13 protein-coding genes are annotated in these 18,731 nt (G+C 63.9%); 6 read left to right on the plus strand and 7 right to left on the minus strand.

Going from position 1 to position 18,731, the window contains the following annotated elements; genetic code table 11:
- Positions 1–199: 199 nt before the first annotated feature.
- Positions 200–706 carry a hypothetical protein gene (locus WAT24_RS15825; RefSeq protein ID WP_336808867.1) on the minus strand — a complete coding sequence of 169 codons (507 nt, stop codon included), beginning with the start codon at positions 704–706 and terminating at the stop codon, positions 200–202.
- Between the two features lie 94 nt (positions 707–800).
- On the opposite strand from WAT24_RS15825, the gene WAT24_RS15830 reads away from it, so the two are divergent.
- Genes WAT24_RS15830 through WAT24_RS15850 form a run of 5 tightly spaced genes read left to right on the plus strand, consistent with a single transcriptional unit; the run spans position 801 to position 9,024 of the window.
- Positions 801–2,639: an N-6 DNA methylase gene (locus WAT24_RS15830; RefSeq protein WP_336808868.1), complete on the plus strand. Its 1,839-nt coding sequence runs from the start codon at positions 801–803 to the stop codon at positions 2,637–2,639.
- Positions 2,626–3,945, plus strand: coding sequence for a restriction endonuclease subunit S (locus WAT24_RS15835; RefSeq protein WP_336808869.1), 1,320 nt, complete (start codon positions 2,626–2,628; stop codon positions 3,943–3,945). The genes WAT24_RS15830 and WAT24_RS15835 overlap by 14 nt, the downstream gene beginning before the upstream one ends.
- On the plus strand, positions 3,942–6,884 hold the full coding sequence (locus WAT24_RS15840; RefSeq protein ID WP_336808870.1) for a type I restriction endonuclease subunit R: 2,943 nt from the start codon (positions 3,942–3,944) through the stop codon (positions 6,882–6,884). The genes WAT24_RS15835 and WAT24_RS15840 overlap by 4 nt, the downstream gene beginning before the upstream one ends.
- A complete protein-coding gene (locus WAT24_RS15845; RefSeq protein WP_425605316.1) occupies positions 6,881–7,243 on the plus strand; it encodes a M48 metallopeptidase family protein in 363 nt (120 codons plus the stop codon). The genes WAT24_RS15840 and WAT24_RS15845 overlap by 4 nt, the downstream gene beginning before the upstream one ends.
- A gap of 38 nt (positions 7,244–7,281) precedes the next feature.
- Entirely contained in the window at positions 7,282–9,024 is a 1,743-nt protein-coding gene (locus tag WAT24_RS15850; protein ID WP_336808871.1) for a hypothetical protein, read from the plus strand.
- A gap of 48 nt (positions 9,025–9,072) precedes the next feature.
- On the opposite strand, the gene WAT24_RS15855 is transcribed toward WAT24_RS15850, so the two are convergent.
- The 6 genes from WAT24_RS15855 to WAT24_RS15880 form a co-directional block, all read right to left on the minus strand.
- Positions 9,073–9,981, minus strand: a complete 909-nt coding sequence (locus tag WAT24_RS15855; protein ID WP_336808872.1) for a hypothetical protein — start codon at positions 9,979–9,981, stop codon at positions 9,073–9,075.
- Between the two features lie 348 nt (positions 9,982–10,329).
- Positions 10,330–13,779, minus strand: coding sequence for a transcription-repair coupling factor (gene mfd, locus WAT24_RS15860; RefSeq protein ID WP_336808873.1), 3,450 nt, complete (start codon positions 13,777–13,779; stop codon positions 10,330–10,332).
- Positions 13,780–14,028: 249 nt separating this feature from the next.
- Positions 14,029–14,631 (minus strand): GNAT family N-acetyltransferase, encoded by a 603-nt coding sequence (locus WAT24_RS15865; protein WP_336808874.1) that lies wholly within the window; start codon positions 14,629–14,631, stop codon positions 14,029–14,031.
- Positions 14,632–14,850: 219 nt separating this feature from the next.
- Complete coding sequence (locus WAT24_RS15870; RefSeq protein WP_336808875.1) at positions 14,851–16,233, minus strand: PhoH family protein; 1,383 nt, start codon at positions 16,231–16,233, stop codon at positions 14,851–14,853.
- A 121-nt stretch (positions 16,234–16,354) separates the two neighbouring features.
- Complete coding sequence (locus WAT24_RS15875) at positions 16,355–16,816, minus strand: peroxiredoxin (protein ID WP_336808876.1); 462 nt, start codon at positions 16,814–16,816, stop codon at positions 16,355–16,357.
- Positions 16,817–16,981: 165 nt separating this feature from the next.
- Complete coding sequence (locus WAT24_RS15880; RefSeq protein WP_336808877.1) at positions 16,982–17,536, minus strand: glycine cleavage system transcriptional repressor; 555 nt, start codon at positions 17,534–17,536, stop codon at positions 16,982–16,984.
- Positions 17,537–17,801: 265 nt separating this feature from the next.
- On the opposite strand from WAT24_RS15880, the gene dapA reads away from it, so the two are divergent.
- Positions 17,802–18,695 carry a 4-hydroxy-tetrahydrodipicolinate synthase gene (gene dapA, locus WAT24_RS15885; RefSeq protein WP_336808878.1) on the plus strand — a complete coding sequence of 298 codons (894 nt, stop codon included), beginning with the start codon at positions 17,802–17,804 and terminating at the stop codon, positions 18,693–18,695.
- Positions 18,696–18,731: the final 36 nt, after the last annotated feature.

Raw genomic sequence — 18,731 nt, forward strand, 5'->3', positions numbered from 1 at the left:
GATCTGTTCTTCGGAAAACCGCTTCTTCACGTCCAATCTCCTTCGGATGGGGGATTGGACTCCAAACCGCGGTGCTACTCAAAAGTGGGGGGACGTCGCTGGCTTCAAGCAGACACTCGCCTCTTAAGCGAGCGGCCCTGTACTTGGGCTGCCGCCATGGCAGCGTGCATGCTGCCATGGTAGGCCCGCTTCATGTTCATCACGATGACCATAACTTCGGATGATCTTTCGTCGCAGCCCAGAAATCGTCGAATAGCGCCAGCTTGGCTTCGCTGGAAGTAGGATAAGTCCTGCCGCCGAATCGGCCCCCGATCTTGTAGCCCCAGCTACCCGCCTTCGTCGGATACACCACCAGGTTGTAGCCTTCGAGGTTCAGAAAGCTATTCCCCTTGGCGGATACCCGCCACTTGCGTCGTAGCCAGCGGGCGCGGCGGACCGCTCGATTCCGCAACGTGGCCTCTCGCCGTTTGGGCCCCTCGTAGTCATCGCTCATCTTCTCGGCGCAGACGCAGCCGACTTCAAGATGCTCGTCCAAGGCCGGATGCGCCATTACATGGACGTAGCGAATTTTCTCATTGCCGCACATTTGGCAGGTTGCGTAGTCGGTCTCGTCTGCTGGCTCGCCGTCGGCGCGCAAGTCAATAACGTCAACGCACGTCCATCCCTTATGCGGTACGCCGGCAGTGTCCCATCGGTTTGCGGTCATGGATTGGCTCCGTTGAAGCGCGTTGGCCCCACGGCGGGGGCATGCTGTATGGCCCTGCTTGACAAGCGAGTCAAATATAGCAAACATAACAAACATGACACAACTTCCTGACTTTCCCGCCGTCCTCCGTGCCACCCGCGCGGCTCTCAACCTGACGCAGGAGCAGTTCGCCGCGCGCCTTGGCGTCTCCTTCGCCACGATCAACCGTTGGGAGGGTGGCGCCAACAGGCCGCAGCGCGCCGCTCAGGAGGCGATTCTTGCGCTAGCCCGCGAGGCTGGTATCGAGGGTGCCGAGGGAGCCGTGCCTGCCGAGGCTGCGGCGCAAGTGACGCGGCGCCGCTCAGGACGCACGGCCGGAGCACCTACAACCAAGCCGATGGAGCAAATGCTGTGGGACGCCGCCTGCTCGATCCGGGGCGAGAAGGATGCGGCAAAGTTCAAGGATTACCTGCTGCCACTGCTCTTCTTGAAGCGGCTTTCCGACGTCTTTGACGACGAAATCGAGCGCCTGGCCGAGGAGTACGGCGACCGGGCCACTGCCTTGGAAATTGCGGAGTCGGACCACTCGCTTCTGCGGTTCTACTTACCTCCGGCGGCTCGGTGGGCGGTGCTCAGTGGGCGCGAATCCTTCGACTGGCCGCTGGACGATCGGGGCCGCCCGACCGCGCCCAGGGATATCGGCGAGCACCTGACCAAGGCCGTGCGTGCGGTGGTCAAGCAGAACCCAACGCTGTCCGGCGTGATCGACGTGGTGGACTTCGCCGCAGAACGCAACGGCGAGCGCGACATCAATCCGGCCAAGTTGCGCGGCGTGGTCGAGACTTTCTCGGACCCTCGCTACCGCCTCGGCCTCGCCGATGTGCAGCCTGACTTCCTCGGCCGTGCCTACGAATACCTGCTGCGCAAGTTCGCTGAAGGATCGGGCCAGAGCGCGGGCGAGTTCTTCACCCCGACTGAGGTGGGCTTCCTCATGGCGCACATCCTGCGCCCCAAGCCTGGCGAGACCTGCCACGATTACGCCTGCGGCTCGGCGGGGCTGCTGATCAAGCTCCAGCTTGTCGCCCGCGAACTCGATCCCACCAGCCGTGTGCCGCTCAAGTTGTCCGGCCAGGAGTTGCAGGCCGAGAGCTACGCCGTGGCGCAGATGAACGCCATCATCCACGACATGGAGGTGGAGCTGGCTCGCGGCGACACCATGATCAACCCGAAATTCCGCGAGTCCAGCGGCAAGATCCGTGGGCACGACATCGTGGTGGCCAACCCCATGTGGAATCAGCCGTTCGCGGCCGATCTGTTCGCCAACGACCCGTTCGACCGCTTCCGCACAGCGGGCGGCATCACCACCGGCAAAGGGGACTGGGCCTGGCTGCAGCACACGCTCGCCTGCCTGAATGACCACGGCCGTGCCGCCGTGGTGCTCGACACCGGCGCAGTGACGCGCGGCTCTGGCTCCAAGAACGAGGACAAGGAACGCAACATCCGCAAGTGGTTTGTCGATCAGGACTTGATCGACGGCGTGATCCTGCTGCCCGAAAACCTCTTCTACAACACCACGGCGGCGGGCGTGATCGTGGTGCTGAACAAGCGCAAGCCTGCCGCGCGCAGGGGCAAAATCGTCCTGCTCAACGCCAGCCGCCACTTCCAAAAGGGCAAGCCCAAAAACTACCTGCCCGAGGAAGATATTCGGTCATTGGCCGCAACGTACGTCAAGGGCGAACCGGTCGACGGCGAGCTGGCTGTCATCACAAGAACGCAGGCAGAAGAGACCGACTACAACCTCAGTCCAAGCAGATGGGTCGGACAGGCTAGTTCAACGGAGTTCGCATCAGTCAGCGCGCTGGTCAAGAAGCTGACGGCTCTGGATCAAGAGACGCACCGCCTTTCAGCAACCATTTCGAAGCTGCTGGCAGGAGTCGAAGATGAGTCTGTTTGACGTCGATCTTGGCTTCGGACGGACTTGGAGTCGCGTTGGGGATTCCTATGCGGTCACCAAGAAACCGCGCGGCCTCGATGTCGGTGCGGTGGCCGAAGTTCCCTTCTCAGCGATGGAGGCAATTCCGCAAGGCGGTGCCTACGATCCATCCTTCACGATGAGGTCGCCGCAGGCAATCACCAGCGGCACGTACTTTGAATGTGGCGACGTACTGGTCGCGAAGATTACGCCTTCATTCGAGAACGGAAAGCAGGCGTTGGCTCGCATCCTCCCTGGTCCATTCGGATACGCGACTACCGAGGTTATTCCCCTTCACCCAAGCAAGCCGGGGCATGACCCTCGTCTTCTGTTCTTCTATCTCCTGCACCCTGATGTTCGGCACCATGTCGCGGAACGGATGGAAGGCTCTACCGGTCGTCAGCGAGTACCAGAAGGCGTCCTGCTCGATTTGCCAATCCCGGAAATCGAGCCAGACGATCAATCGGCCATTGCGAATGCTCTGGAGACGATTCACGCCGCTGCTGCCGCTGAACTGAACGCCGAACAAAACGCCAGCACCTTGAAGCGTACCGTAATGAACGCCCTCTTTACGCGCGGTCTGCGTGGCGAACCTCTGAAAGAGACCGAGATCGGGCCGGTTCCGGAGAGTTGGGAAGTCGTGCCGCTAGGATCGCTCGGAAAAATTGGAAATGGCTCAACGCCAAAGAAGACCGTTCCGGCCTACTGGAATGACGGAACGTTTCCATGGCTAACCAGCGCAAAGGTTTATGACAGGGAAATTGCGGTTGCAGACCAGTTCGTAACCGACGTTGCACTCGCCGAATGCCACTTACCGCGTGTCCAGCCTGGAGCAGTGCTCATGGCAATCACTGGGCAAGGCAAGACACTTGGGCACTGTGCAGTTCTCAGGATTGAGGCGAGCATCAATCAGCACATCGCCTACTTGCAAACAAACACTGAGCGAGCCGAGCCAGGGTTCATTCGAGGCTATCTCGAAACGCAGTACGAGTACCTTCGGCAGGTGGCGTCAGGCGGTGGTAGCACGAAGGGAGCGTTGACTTGCGCCTTCTTAAGGGGCCTGCCGATCCCGCTGCCCCCAACACTTGATGAACAGCGCGAGATCGTCTCCGTCCTGGACGCTCTTGACCGCAAGATCGATCTGCATCAGCAAAAGCGCGGCGTGTTGGAAGAACTGTTCAAGGCCCTGCTGCACAAGCTGATGACCGGCGAGATCGCCGTGTCGGATCTGGATCTGTCGGCGCTGTCCATGGCCTCGACGCAACCCGAGGAGGAGGCCACGGCATGAGCACACTCAAGATCAGTGAAGCCGGCACGGTGCAGTTCCCGATGGTCAAGCACGCGGTGGAGATCGGCTGGACTTCGATCACGCCGGAGGACGCACGCACCAAGCGCGGCGGCGAGGCGGGTACCTTCTTCCGCGACGTGCTGGAAGCCAAGCTCGCCGCGTTCAATCCATGGATGTCCGCCGATGCTGTGCGCTCGGTGGTGGAAACCCTGGACGCGCTGCCGGCCACCATCGAGGGCAACCGCGAGCTGCTGGCCTGGCTGCGCGGCGAACGCCAGTGGTATGACGAGGCCGAGAAGCGCCATCGGCCGGTGACGGTGATCGACTTCGAGCACGTAGCGGATAACGTCTTCCATGTGACCTGGGAGTGGAAGATCAAGCCGCCCGCGCGTAAGGGCAACCGGGCCGACGTGATGTTTGTCGTCAACGGCGTGCCGGTGGTGATCGTCGAGCACAAGAACCCGAAGGACGGCGACGCCATCGAGCGCGCGATCAAGCAACTGCGCCGCTACGAGCTGGAAACGCCGGAGCTGCTGGCCACGACCCAGCTGTTCAACGTAACGCACCTGCTCGACTACTGGTACGGCGTGACCTGGAACGCCAACCGGCGAGACATGGCGCGCTGGAAGCAGGTGCCGGAGGAAACCTACCGCTTCGCGGTGCAAGCTTTCTTCGAGCCTACCGACTTCCTGCGCACGCTGCAGCACTGGATCTTGTTCTACGTACAGGACGGCGAGACACGTAAGTCAGTGCTGCGCCAGCACCAGCGGCGCGCTATCGACGCCATCCTGGATCGCTGCGCCGACCCAGCCAAGACGCGCGGCTTGGTGTGGCACACCCAGGGCTCGGGCAAGACCTTCACGCTGCTAACGGCGGCGCGTCAGATCCTAGAGGACAAGGCGCGCTACTCCAATGCGACTGTGATTCTGGTGGTGGACCGCACCGAGCTGGAAGGCCAGTTGAAAGGCTGGGTGGAGCGCCTGCTGGGAGAGATGCAGCAGCAGGACATCGCTGTTGAGCGGGCGAACAACAAGGCCAAACTGCAGTCCCTGCTGGATGCAAACTTCCGGGGCCTGATCATCTCGATGATCCACAAGTTCGAGGCTATCCGCAAAGACAGCTGCCTGCGCGACAACGTCTACGTGTTCATCGACGAGGCGCACCGATCGGTGGCCAAGGACCTCGGCACCTACCTGATGGCCGCCGTGCCAAAGGCCACGATCATCGGCTTCACCGGCACGCCCATTGCGCGCACCTCCCAGGGTGAAGGCACGTTCAAGATCTTCGGCACGCAAGACGAGCTGGGCTACCTGGACAAGTACTCCATCGCCGAGAGCATCGCCGACGAGACCACGCTGCCCATAAAGCACGTGATGGCGCCGAGCGAGATGACGGTTCCCGCTGAACGGCTGGACAAGGAGTTCTTCGCGCTCGCCGAAAGCGAAGGCGTGACCGATGTCGAGGAGCTGAACAAGGTGCTCGACCGCGCGGTGGGGCTGCGCACCTTCCTGACGGCGGACGACCGCATCGAGAAGGTGTCCGCCTTCATCGCCGAGCACTTCAAGGAGAACGTGCTTCCCCTGGGCTACAAAGCCTTCGTGGTGGCCGTGAACCGCGAGGCCTGTGCCAAGTACAAGAAGGCGCTGGACAAGCTGCTGCCTCCCGAGTGGACCGCGCCGGTGTACACCGAGAACTCGGCCGACGTGGTGGATCGACCGCTGGTGGCCGAGTTGCAGCTCTCCGACGAGGCAGAGGAGCAGGTGCGCCTGCTGTTCAAGAAGCCCGCCGAGAACCCGAAGATCCTGATCGTCACCGACAAACTGCTCACCGGCTACGACGCGCCGCCGCTGTACTGCCTGTATCTCGACAAGCCGATGCGCGATCACGTGCTGCTGCAGTCGATTGCGCGCGTGAACCGGCCCTACGTGGACGCCAACGGCGTGCAGAAGCGCGTCGGCCTGGTGGTTGACTTCGTCGGCGTGCTTCGCGAGTTGAAGAAGGCGCTGCAGTTCGACTCCAGCGATGTCAGCGGCGTGATCGAGGATCTCGATGTGCTCCTGCAGGACTTCCTGCAACGCATCGAGCAGGCGAAGAAGGACTATCTGGAGTCAGAGGCTGGCGGCTCACCCGACGAGCGACTGGAGCGCCTGGTGTTCGGCCGCTTCCTGACGCCCGAAGCGCGCAAGACCTTCTTCGAGAGCTACAAGGAGATCGAGGCGCTGTGGGAAATCCTCTCGCCTGATCCTGCGCTGCGTGACCACATCGCGACCTACAAGCAGCTCAGCCAGCTGTATGCGGCCGTGCGCAATGCCTACGCCGAAAAAGTCGGTTTTGTGGCCGATCTTGCCTACAAGACGCGGCGCCTGATCGAGGAAAGCGCAGAGCAACATGGTCTTGGGCGATTGACCAAGACCGTGACATTTGATGTGGCGACCTTAAGGTCGCTACGCAGTGAAGATGGATCCGATGAGAGCAAGGTGTTCAACCTTGTTCGTGGCCTGCAGCACGAGATCGATGAAGACCCCGCAGCCGCCCCGGTGCTCCAGCCGCTGAAGGATCGCGCCGAGCGAATCCTCAAGGATTTGGAGGATCGGAAGGTGACCGGCTTGGCGGCTATGGACCAGCTGGCAGCATTGGCAGGCGAAAAGGACGCGGCGATGAAGGCGGCACGGGACAGCGGTCTATCAGCCCGCGCCTTCGCCGTCGCCTGGGTGTTGCGTGACGACGCAGCCATCAAAACAGCTGGCCTCAATCCGATGACGCTGGCCAAGGACGCCGAGGAGCTACTTGGGCGCTTCCCGAACGCCTCGGTTAACGCAGACGAACAGCGGAGGCTGCGTGCATCCATGTACAAGCCGCTGCTTGCGCTGGCGCAGGACGAGCGGGCAAGAGTTGTTGATGTTGTGGTGAAGTTGATGCTGGCGGAGGGCGGCGAATGAAGTCATCGCACTACCCGGCACAGGACCTGCGGCGCCGGGTGTTAGCTTGGGCAGTCAAGATCAAGGTCAACCCTCGCGTTGTACGGGTTCAGGAGATGCGCCGAAAGTGGGGTTCCTGCTCATCGAGAGGGACCGTCACGTTGGCTGCCGATCTAGTCAACCAAGACCGATCCTTCCAAGACTACGTGATCGTGCACGAACTGCTCCACCTGCGGCACAAGAATCACGGCAGGATGTTCAAGGCACTGATGACTGCGCATGTGCCAGGGTGGCGAGCGATTGCCGAACACCAGCGAAGTGGACCCGATGCGCCAACGTTGATTACGCATGTGACGTCATGGCGGCGGGCTAGGCGATAGTCGCAGTTCTAAAAGTTTTTTCCACAGGGGCAAGGACGATGATCAGATCGATCGCCATCGAGCATGTCAGGGGCATCAGGAATCAGACGTTCCAACTCGATATTATTCCCAATAAGCCGTCTCTCCTCGTCGCCCCTAACGGATTCGGCAAAAGCTCGCTCGCCACAGCCTTTTCTGCGCTCAAGGCTAACCGTTTAGATCTCCCCAAAGAACAGTTTCATCTTGGAGACGAGTCGCTTGCCCCGAAGCTCACCCTCACGATCAAGCAAGGCGGCCAAACTTTTAGCCTGATCGCGGACCGCAACAGCAATGCCATCGCGGGATGCTTTGATGTCCATGTCATCGCCAGCCGACTTCGGGCTAAGGCGACAAAGCACAACATGGGCAAGTTCACGACCGCTACGGCATCCCTGGAGATCAGCGAGCTGGTGCTGGTCCAAAAAATTCCGGTCAAGGCGCGGCACGCGTATGACGTGACGGCCATGCGCGCCCGATTCGGGTCGGCCGGGAAGGCCTTCCGGAACCTCGAGAACGTCCTAGCAACTCCGGGGCTTGCGGACGGTCTGGCTGGTCTATGTGGTCTTATGGACAAAATGGAGGGCGTCCGCATCCGCAATGACCTCGGTCACATGACGGCGTTGCTTCAAGCCCAGTCCGGGACCGCGGACGATATACGCGCTTGGGCAAGCAGTGCCCTCGGGCCCCGCCTGGAACTTATTGACGCCATCAGGGGGCTGGCAAACTTACTGACGTTGGCCGCAAGCCCTGGGCAGACCCGCATTGATGCACTGCTCTCGGGTCTGCAAGTGGCGCTGCTTTATCTTGAGGACAAAAAGGCTTTCAAGGAAGCCTGTAAATATTTTGCCTACGTAAATGAAAAGGAGAGTTTCGAGGACATCATTCACGCGTTTGGCGCGACATGGAAGAAGGTTAGGCCTGTTGAGCGCAAGGGAAGTCTGGTGGTCCCGTTTCCCCCGGCCATGCACATCTCCAATGGACAGCGCGACTCACTTTGCTTCGCAGCTGAGCTTCGAAAGATTGAGCGGTCCTTCTCTTCACGTGAGGTTATTCTCATCATTGACGAGGTGTTTGATTACCTCGATGACGCGAACCTGGTTGCCGTTCAATACTACATAACCAGATTAATCAAGAAGGCTCGCGAGAAGAAGCGGAACGTGTATCCAATGATACTCACGCACCTTAATCCGTATTACTTTAGGAACTTCACGTTCGCAGATCAAAAAATCTATTTTTTGAAGAAGTCTAAGCCTCAAATTAATAAAGACTTCCGCGCTCTAATTTCGCTACGTAAGGATTTGTCGATCGAGGAAGATGTCAGTAGACATTATCTCCACTATAGTCCGACGCCAGTCGACATCAAGGCAAATTTTAAGGCGCTTGGTTTGAGGGAGGCTTGGGGGGATTCGGCTAAATTTCACGAGCACACGGAAGCCGAGTGGACCAAGTACATTGGGGAATCCGACAACTATGATCCCTTTGCTGTTTGCTGCTTCGTCAGAGTTCAGATTGAGAAAATCGTCCACGATGCTATTCAGGATCCAGGTCGTCAGTCGGAATATCTCAATACAAATTCGACGAGAAAAAAACTTGATTTCGCCGCCGCAAGTGGCGTAGATATCGACGAAACGCTTTATCTTCTGGGGATCATCTACAACGAGGGCATGCACGTCCATGACAACGTGGATGACAGCAGCCCGATTGTCTCCAAGCTTGAAAATCGGACCATCCGGCACATGCTTATCGAGAGCATCAAGGGGTAGCACGCAGCCTGTCGAGCGCGATCCTAGCGAGCGAGCGTGCAACGCGTCCTAGTGTTCTTCGGCCCATTTCGGGGCGAGGATAAACTCCACGTGCAGGCGTTTCATCAGATTACGCACTTCCGTACCTGGTGTTCGTGTGCAAACAAGAACAGCAGAGACAACCGGTGCCACTCCAAGGGATTGGTTTTCGGCTCGCATAACCGCTTGATACTTGATGCACTGATAGACGCCGCGTTTAAGCTCGTCCTCCGTTGACGAGCGTGGCTTTACTTCAACTGCCAAGCGTTCGGTGCCGTTGAAGAAATAGGCGTCAAGGCGATCCCCGGAGCTAAGTACCTTTTCGTTTTCACCAATCGTGAATTTGCCATACTCTCGGAATATAGACGGATTTTGTACTGCCCATACCTTGAGCGCTTTGTGGGCGACGCTTTCGCCACCGAATTTAGCGGGAATGCTCGGAAGGGGAATACTTGCGACACCCTGAATCTCTTTCCGTTGAGTGGGGAGGGCCTTCGCGCCGGCAGCCTTGGCGACCTCGTCCCAGTTGCGTTTTCCGTAGTTGAAAACAGCTTCGGCGGCTGCATCCATGTACGCACTTCGGTTCCGCTCAATGTCAACACCGTCGATCTTGTAATAGGCGGCGACGTGATCGGCTCCGGCGCCGGGTCTGCCGGTCGTTTTACTAACGACGATCACATTAATTGGCGGAACCATCAGGCCGTTCTGTGCCCCCCAGTCTCTTACCATGAACCCCACAGTGCCAACCGGCCAACCCCACCAAGTCATCCGACCTACGTGGGGCGATATCCCGTACTCGTCTTCAATTTCTTGAGCAAGCTCGGTATAGGTGATTAGCCGACCTTCCTTGGCGCGTCGGATGAGGACCGGAAGGACATACGGCAGCACGAGTGCCCGCTGGTCCGTAAGCCCTTCAACTTGGGTGTAGTCGAACGCCATGTGCTATCCGCTTCGATGGGTTCCCTTATGGTAGCCAGCACCATCGCAGCGGCGCCTCGCCGAATGCAAGCAGCGAATCTTGTCTGGCCCCTTCATCGAGGTATGGACCTGGAAAGGAGGTTAGAAGGGCTCAACAACCCCTATTTCTATGGACATGCCGGGGAGTCCGTGGAAGCCGCTCTAGATAAGGACATTGCGCCGTGTCCATGGTGTCTCCACCTGCCGGTACAGCCGGCACGTGCTCAACCGGGGCGGGATGGCGGTGGTCAGCCCGCTGGACCGGGGGTAGGAGGACTTTCGCGAGCCCGCTCCTCACCCCGGCCCTCGCCCCGAGGGGAGAGGGGCGCATCAGGCGGGGCGGCGGGCGCCCAGTTGCACCAGCACTTCCTGCGCGGCGCGGATGCGCTCGGCGGCGCCCGGGAGCTCGAGCACGATCCTGAGCTTGTCCTGGCCATCGAGCTTGTACACGCGCGGCTGGCCCTGGATCAGGCGGATGATCGCCATCGGGTCGATCTCGGGCTTGTCGCGGAAGGTGATGCGCCCGCCGGCGGTGCCAAGGTCGAGCTTGCGGATGCCCAGCGGCGTGGCCATCAGCTTGAGGCTGGACAGCGCGAACAGCGTCTTGGTGGGTTCGGGCAGCAGGCCGAAGCGGTCGATCATCTCCACCTGCAGGTCGCGCAACTGGTCCTCGTTCCTTGCACTCGCGATGCGCTTGTACAGGGTCAGGCGCGTGTGCACGTCTGGAAGGTAGTCGTCGGGGATCAGCGCGGGCAGGTGCAGTTCGACTTCGGTCTCGTGCTCGGAGGAGAGGTCGAAGTCGGGCACCTTGCCGCTCTTGAGCGCACGCACGGCGCGGTCGAGCAGCTCGGTGTAGAGGCCGAAGCCGATTTCCTGGATCTGGCCGGACTGTTCCTCGCCGAGCAGCTCGCCTGCCCCGCGGATCTCCAGGTCGTGGGTGGCCAGGGTGAAGCCGGCGCCCAGTTCCTCCAGCGAGGCCAGCGCCTCCAGCCGCTTCTCGGCGTCGGCGGTCATCGCCTTGCGGTCGGGCACGATCAGGTAGGCGTAGGCGCGGTGGTGCGAGCGGCCCACGCGGCCGCGCAGCTGGTGCAGCTGGGCCAGGCCGAAGCGGTCGGCGCGGTCGATGACGATGGTGTTGGCGGTCGGGATGTCGATGCCGGTCTCGATGATGGTGGTGCACACCAGCACGTTGAAGCGCTGGCGGTGGAAGTCGGCCATCACGCGCTCGAGCTCGCGCTCGGGCATCTGGCCGTGGGCGATGCCAATGCGCGCCTCGGGGATCAGTTCTCCCAGCTCGCGCGCGGTGCGCTCGATCGTCTCGACCTGGTTGTGCAGGAAGTACACCTGGCCGCCACGCGAAAGCTCGCGCTGGAAGGCCTCGCGGATGGTCGCGGGGTCCCACGCCGTGATGAAGGTGCGCACGGCCATGCGATGGGCGGGCGGTGTGGTGATCAGCGACAGGTCGCGCAGGCCGCTCATCGCCATGTTGAGCGTGCGCGGGATCGGCGTGGCAGTCATGGTGAGCAGGTCCACTTCCGCGCGCAGCTTTTTCAGCTGCTCCTTCTGGCGCACGCCGAAGCGCTGTTCCTCGTCGACGATGACCAGGCCCAGGTTCTTGAACTTGATGTCCGGCTGCAGCAGCTTGTGGGTGCCCACGATCACGTCGATCTGCCCGTCGGCCAGGCGCTTGAGCGTGTCGCCGACCTGCTTGGTCGAGCGGAAGCGCGAGAGCACGTCCACCTTCACCGGCCAGTCGGCGAAGCGGTCGGCGAAGTTGCGGTAGTGCTGCTGGGCGAGCAGGGTGGTGGGGACCAGTACGGCCACCTGCTTGCCGGCGATCGCGGCGGCGAAGGCGGCGCGAAGGGCGACCTCGGTCTTGCCGAAGCCGACGTCGCCGCAGATCACGCGGTCCATCGCACGTGGCGCGGCAAGGTCCTGCAGTACGGCGTCGATGGCCTGCTCCTGGTCGGGGGTTTCCTCGAACGGGAAGCTGGCGCCGAATTCCTCGACCATGCCACGGTCGATGCTGATCGACTCGCCGCCGCGCGCCTCGCGCTGGGCGTAGATCGCCAGCAGCTCGGCGGCGACGTCACGCACCTTCTCGGCGGCTTTCTTGCGCGCGCGTTCCCAGGCATCGCCGCCGAGCGAATGCAGCGGCGCCAGCTCCGGCGCGGTGCCGGAGTAGCGACTCACCAGGCCGAGCTGCGCCACCGGCACGTAGAGCTTGTCGCCCTTGGCGTACTCGATCACCAGGAACTCGCCTTCCATGCCGCCGAGTTCCATCGACACCAGGCCCTGGTAGCGGCCCACGCCGTGGTCGACGTGCACGATCGGCGCACCGACCGACAGTTCGGTGAGGTCGCGGATGATCGCGTCCGGATCACGCGCGGCGCCGCGGCGGCGCTTGCGCTCGGTACGCACGCGCTCGCCGTACAGCTCGCGCTCGGTGAGCACGGCGAGGACGGGTCGCTTGAGGGCGAAGCCCTGTTCCAGCGGCGCGACGCTGATCGCCAGCCGTGTGGCCGTGGCCTCGAGAAAGCCGCGCCAGCCGTCCACCGCGTCGGGCCGGAGCCCGGCGCCGGCCAGGGTCTCGGCGAGCGCCTCGCGCCGTCCGGCCGAGTCGGCCGCGATCAGCACGCGGCCGGGGTAGCTTTCCAGGAAATGTCGCAGCGACGTCCCCGGTTCCTCGCCCTTGCGGTTGAGCGGCACCTCGGGCGCGGGCAGGGTGCCCGTGTCGACCGCGTGCTCGTGGCCGGAGGGGACCACTTCCACGCGCAGGCGCCGGTTCAGCTGCTCGCGCAACTGTTCGGGCGAGAGGTACAGCTCGGCCGGCGGCAGCACCGGGCGCTCGATGTCGTGCGCGCGCTGGTCGTAGCGCTCGGCGGTGTTCTTCCAGAACTGCTCGGAGGCCTCGGCGGCGCCTTCGCCGAGCACGACTACCGCATCTTCGGCCAGGTAATCGAACAGCGTGGCGGTCTGCGCGAAGAACAGCGGCAGGTAGTACTCGATGCCGCCGGGCGTCACGCCCTCCTTCATGTCCTGGTAGAGCGGGCAGCGGCGGATGTCGATCGGGAAGCGCTCGCGCAGGGCGGTGCGGAAATCCCTGGCCGCCTCCTCGGTGAGCGGGAACTCGCGCGCCGGCAGCAGCTCCACCTTGTCCACCGGCTGCTGGGAGCGCTGGGTCTCCGGGTCGAAGCTGCGGATCGAGTCGACCTCGTCGTCGAACAGCTCGATGCGGTAGGGCTCGGCCGTGCCCATCGGGAAGATGTCGATCAGCGCGCCGCGCACGGCGTAGTCGCCCGGCTCGGTCACCTGCGGCACGTGGCGATAGCCGGCCGCTTCGAGGCGCCGTTGCTCGGCGGCCAGGTCCAGCTTCTGGCCCTTGACCATCACCAGGCCGGAGCCGGTGACGTGCGAGCGTGGCGCGATGCGCTGCATCAGCGTGGCGACCGGCACCACCAGCACGCCGCGCTTGACCGACGGCAGGCGGTAGAGCGTGGCGATGCGCTGGGAGACGATCTCCGGGTGCGGGCTGAAGATGTCGTAGGGCAGCGTTTCCCAGTCCGGGAAATGCAGCACCGGCAGGTCACCGGCGAAGATGCGAAGCTCGTCCTCCAGCGCCGAGGCACGCTGGGTGTCGCGCGTCACGGCGACCAGCAAGCCGCGGTGGTCGCGTGCGGCCTCGGCCACCAGCAAGGCGCGCGAAGAGCCGTGGGGCGGCGTCCAGAAACGGCGCTGCTTGGGACTCGTGGGCAGGGGCGGATGCGGGATCTGGGGCATGGGGGCGCGCTTGTCGCGCGCGGCGGGCAGCCGCGCGGGGAAAGCGTGCAAGTTTAGCGCGGACGCGGGCCGAGCCCGCAGCCCGGCCGGGTCACCCGTCGCGGATGACTGGCCGGACCGGTCGTCGGGAACAAGGGGCACCCGTAGTCGTGGGCGGGAGCGCGCTTGCTCGCGATGCCTTTTCCTGGTTCTCGGTCAGGCGTCAGAGCCAAGGCATGGCGAGCAAGCGCGCTCCTACGAGCCGACGGCTCAGAGGCGCAGGGTGATCTGGGCCACGCCCGGTTCGTCCGGCACCATGCGCGTGGTGAAGCCCAGGTCGCTGCACAGGCGCAGCATCGGGCGGTTCTCGACCAGCACGTAGCCCCACAGCTCGGCCAGGCCGCGCTCGCGGCAGCTGGCGACCAGCCGCTGCATCAGCGCGGCGCCCAGGCCCTGGCGGGTCCAGTCGCGCTCCACCAACACCGAGAATTCGGCGCTGTCGGTGGCCTCGTCGATGAAGATGCGGCCGACGCCGCGCAGTTCCGCGGGCATCACGCGATCGTCGATCAGCACGTAGGCCGCCTCGGTGGCCGGATCGATGCGGCACAGGCGTTGCGCCATCGGCTCGGGCAGCTCGCTCAGCGAGTGCATGAAGCGGCGACGGATGTCCTCGGCCGGCAACCGCTTGAAGCAGCGGCGCAGGGCGGCCACGTCGCGCGGCTCGATCGGGCGCATGAGGAGCACCCGTCCGTCGTGGGTGACCACCGGTTCGCCCGATTCGGGCAGGGGGTGGGCATGCGCGAAACGTTCGCTGCTGCGGGGCGGCAGCGTGGCGTTGCGGGTGGGGCTGGCGAAATCGAAGGCAGGCATCATGTCCATATCCATACTTTAGCGTATTTTTGCGACGCAACATCGTCCGTACGGTCGCGCAGGGCGCTTTATGCGCCCCGTCATGCGCATTGGATGTGAACAGACAGGCGGCAGCGTGCCGCACGATGCCGCAGTGCGGCAGGCCAGGGCCCGCGCCTGGCCCGGCCACGGCAAGGATCGCCACCCGGGGCGCGGACGGCTCGCGTCGCCCGCGCCCCGGCCTCAGAGCGCCTCGGAGGCGAAGTCGGCCAGCCGCGAGCGCTCGCCGCGACGCAGCGTGATGTGCGCCGAGTGCTCCCAGCCCTTGAAGCGGTCCACCGCATAGGTGAGGCCGGAGGTGGTCTCGGTCAGGTAGGGCGTGTCGATCTGCTCCACGTTGCCCAGGCAGACGATCTTGGTACCGGGACCGGCGCGGGTGATCAGCGTCTTCATCTGCTTGGGCGTGAGGTTCTGCGCCTCGTCGATGATCAGGTAGCGGCTGAGGAAAGTGCGTCCGCGCATGAAGTTGAGCGAGCGGATCTTGATGCGCGAGGCGAGCAGGTCGTTGGTGGCCTGGCGGCCCCAGGAGCCGCCTTCCTCGGGATTGGCGAGCACCTCGAGGTTGTCGGTGAGTGCTCCCATCCAGGGCGTCATCTTTTCCTCCTCGGTGCCCGGCAGGAAGCCGATGTCCTCGCCCACCGAGACGGTGGCGCGGGTCATGATGATCTCGCGGTAGCGCTGCTGGTCCATCACCTGCGCCAGGCCGGCGGCGAGCGCGAGCAGGGTCTTGCCGGTGCCGGCGGTGCCGAGCAGGGTGACGAAGTCCACGTCCGGATCCATCAGCACGTTGAGCGCGAAGTTCTGCTCGCGGTTGCGCGCGGCGATGCCCCAGATGCTGTGGTTGGGGTGGCTGTGGTCGTCCAGCAGCACCAGCGTGGCCTGCGCCTCGTCGACGTGCAGCACGCGCAGTTCCACGCTGTTCTCGCCGGGCAGGAACAGGCACTGGTTGGGGTACCAGTCCTCGCCCTCGTGGCGGTCGAGCTTGTAGAAGGTACGGCCGCGCTCGTTCCAGGACTGCACTTCGGGATGGCGTTCCCAGAAGTCCTCGGTCAGCTCGGTCGAGCCGGTGTAGAGCAGGGCGAAATCGTCCAGCGCCCGGTCGTTCTCGTAGTCCTCCGCGTCGATGCCGTAGATCTTGGCCTTGATGCGCAGGTTGATGTCCTTGGTGACCAGGATCACCGGTCGGCCCGGGTGCTGCTCGCGCAGCTCGATGACCGCCGCCAGGATCAGGTTGTCCGCCTTGCCGTGCCCGTTGCCCGAGGTGCGCTGCTGGAAGTACAGCCGCCCCACCGCACCACCGCGCTTGAGGCTCACGCCCTTGGGATTGGACAGTTCCAGACCGTTGCTGATGCCGTGGCCGTTGCCGCGCTCGATCAGCTCGTTGAGGAAGCGGCTGACCTGGCGGCCGTTGCGCGACACCTCGGAGGTGCCTTTCTTCTTTTCGTCCAGTTCCTCCAGCACGGTCATCGGGATGAACACGTCGTGCTCCTCGAAGCGGAACAGCGACGTCGGGTCATGCAGCAGCACGTTGGTGTCGAGTGCGTAGATACGCTTGCTTCCGGTCATGCGGAAGGGGCCTCGCTTCGGTCGGACAAAAGAAAAGCGGCCGCGACCGGGAAGGTCGCGAGCCGCCGGAAGGCGCGACGCGGTGCCGCGCAAGAGGAACGGGAGGATGCGCCGGAGGGCTTCACTTGGCGGGGATGGCATCCAGTACGGCCTGGGCGTGCCCAGGCACCTTCACGCCGCGCCACTCCTGTGCGAGGTGGCCCTTGGGATCGATCAGGAAGGTGCTGCGCACGATCCCCATGTGGGTCTTGCCGTAGAGCACCTTCTCGTGGATCACGTCGAAGGCCTTGCACCAGGTCTCGTCGGTATCGGCGATCAGCGGGAAGGGCAGGGCCTGCTTCTCCGCGAAGTTGGCATGCGAGTTCACCGAGTCGCGCGAGACACCGACGATCTCCGCGTTCCTGCGCTTGAAGTCGTCGTAGAGGTCGCGGAAATCCTGCGCTTCGGTGGTGCAGCCGGGGGTCGAATCCTTGGGGTAGAAGTACACCACCACCCAGCGACCCTTGAGCTCGGAAAGATCCAGTTCGGTGTCGTCGCCGGTGGTGCCGATCAGGTGGGGGATGGGCTTGCCGATTTCGGGCATGAGGTCTCCGCGAGGTCGGTCCGGGGCAGGCGCACCAGGCGCCTTCGGGCGAAGACTAGCGCGCTCGCGCCGATGCGCAACAGGCTTGCCGCCGCGAACGTTGCGCGCGATGCTTGCGACCTGGCTGCCCGGTGCCCGATGGACCCACAGGAAGGCGCCCGCGCCTCAGAACTTCACCGGGTCCATGATCGCGTCGAGGTTGAGCCCGTCGCAGAGTTCGAGGAAGTCGTCGCGCAGCGTGGCCAGATGGATCTGCGACGGGATGCCGATGGTGATCTGCGCCTGGAACATCTGCGCGCCGGTCTGCATGGCCTGGTAGCGCATCGAGCTCAGCTGCTCCACGCGGATGTCGTGTCGCGTGAAGAATTCCACCACCTTGACCAGGATGCCCGGCCGGTCGGCCGCGACCACCTCGACCAGGTACGGCAGCAGCGCCGAGTTCGGTTCGCGCGGGCCGGTGCGGTAGTGCGACAGGCGCAGTTCCTCGTCGCGGCCGAGCTTGGCCAGCGCCGTTTCCAGCTTGGCGATCGCATCCCAGGGGCCGGCGGCCAGCATCAGCAGCGAGGTGTCGTTGCCGATCGTGGACACGCGGGCGTCGGACAGGCTGCAGCCGGCATCGGCGATGCGCTTGGTCAGCGCGAGTAACGGCGCGCGCGAGGCCGGGGTGAGCGCGTGGATCAGCAGCTGGTTGTCGGTACCGGCGCGTGCGGAGCGGTTCAAGGGGAGGCTACCTTCAGGCAACCCGCAAGGCGGAGCCGCGGGAACCGGATGAGCTTACCCGGGATGTTCCGGGCAAGTCACGCGCCCGTGCCGCACCGGCATCCCGTAGGAGCGAGCCTGTTCGCTCTGCTTTTTCGGGAGAAGCCCGGCCAGAAGCATCGCGAGCACGCTCCCTCCTGCTGGGGTGGCGGGCGCTGGCCGTCCCTTCCACTGCGCACGGGCCGCCGGTAACATCCTCCGCTTGCCTTCAAGCCGGAATCGCGTCTTGGACATTCGTGGGAGCATCTGCGCGCTGGTGACGCCGTTCGCCGCCGATGGTTCGTTGGACCTGGCCGCCTTCGGGAGCCTGCTCGACCACCAGCTCGCCGGCGGCACGCAGGCGCTGGTGGTCGCCGGCTCCACCGGCGAGGCGCACATGCTCGAGCACGACGAGTTCGACCGCCTGCTCGCCTTCGCGGTCGAGCGGGTAGCCGGCCGCGTGCCGGTGGTCGCCGGCACCGGCGAGGCCGGTACGGCGCGCACCGTTGCGCTGACCCGTCGCGCCGCCGCGCTCGGCGCGGACGCAGCGCTGGTGGTGGCGCCCTACTACGTCCGGCCGACCCAGGAGGGCCTGCGACGCCACTTCCTGGAGGTGGCCGAGCACGGCGGCCTGCCGCTGCTGCTCTACAACGTGCCTACCCGCACCGCCTGCGACCTGCTGCCCGAGACCGTCGCGCTGCTGCGCGACCATCCGGCGATCCTCGGCATCAAGGAGGCGGTCGCCACCGACGAACGGATCGGCGCGCTTGCGGAACTTGCGCGGCCGGATTTCGTCTACCTGTCCGGCGACGACGGCACGGCAGGCAAGGCCATGCTGGCCGGCGCGGCCGGTACGATCTCGGTAGTGGCCAACCTGGTGCCGCAGGCGTTCCGTGCTTTGTGCGACGCTGCCGTCGCGGGCGACCGCGCCGCCGCCGCGCATGCGCACGAGCGCCTCGACCCGCTGGTGCAGGCGCTCAACTGCGCGCCCAATCCGATCGCGGTGAAGGCGATGCTGCCGGCGCTGGGCCTGGGTTCGGCGCGGCCGCGGTTGCCTCTGGTGGAGCTGGCCGCCGGCCCGGAGCGCACGCGGTTGCACGAGGCGCTGGCCGCTCTGGCATCCTTGACCGACGTCGCCTGATCCGTGGTGTCGCCTGATCCTTTTCCGGAACCGAAT

It is taken from the genome of Fulvimonas yonginensis (genome assembly GCF_037137055.1).
Classification (GTDB): domain Bacteria; phylum Pseudomonadota; class Gammaproteobacteria; order Xanthomonadales; family Rhodanobacteraceae; genus Frateuria_A; species Frateuria_A yonginensis.

Bases quoted from the DNA above. Each gene is read 5' to 3' on its own strand.
- WAT24_RS15825 (WP_336808867.1), bottom strand. From the start codon at position 706: ATGACCGCAAACCGATGGGACACTGCCGGCGTACCGCATAAGGGATGG.
- WAT24_RS15830 (WP_336808868.1), top strand. From the start codon at position 801: ATGACACAACTTCCTGACTTTCCCGCCGTCCTCCGTGCCACCCGCGCG.
- WAT24_RS15835 (WP_336808869.1), top strand. From the start codon at position 2,626: ATGAGTCTGTTTGACGTCGATCTTGGCTTCGGACGGACTTGGAGTCGC.
- WAT24_RS15840 (WP_336808870.1), top strand. From the start codon at position 3,942: ATGAGCACACTCAAGATCAGTGAAGCCGGCACGGTGCAGTTCCCGATG.
- WAT24_RS15845 (WP_425605316.1), top strand. From the start codon at position 6,881: ATGAAGTCATCGCACTACCCGGCACAGGACCTGCGGCGCCGGGTGTTA.
- WAT24_RS15850 (WP_336808871.1), top strand. From the start codon at position 7,282: ATGATCAGATCGATCGCCATCGAGCATGTCAGGGGCATCAGGAATCAG.
- WAT24_RS15855 (WP_336808872.1), bottom strand. From the start codon at position 9,981: ATGGCGTTCGACTACACCCAAGTTGAAGGGCTTACGGACCAGCGGGCA.
- mfd (WP_336808873.1), bottom strand. From the start codon at position 13,779: ATGCCCCAGATCCCGCATCCGCCCCTGCCCACGAGTCCCAAGCAGCGC.
- WAT24_RS15865 (WP_336808874.1), bottom strand. From the start codon at position 14,631: ATGATGCCTGCCTTCGATTTCGCCAGCCCCACCCGCAACGCCACGCTG.
- WAT24_RS15870 (WP_336808875.1), bottom strand. From the start codon at position 16,233: ATGACCGGAAGCAAGCGTATCTACGCACTCGACACCAACGTGCTGCTG.
- WAT24_RS15875 (WP_336808876.1), bottom strand. From the start codon at position 16,816: ATGCCCGAAATCGGCAAGCCCATCCCCCACCTGATCGGCACCACCGGC.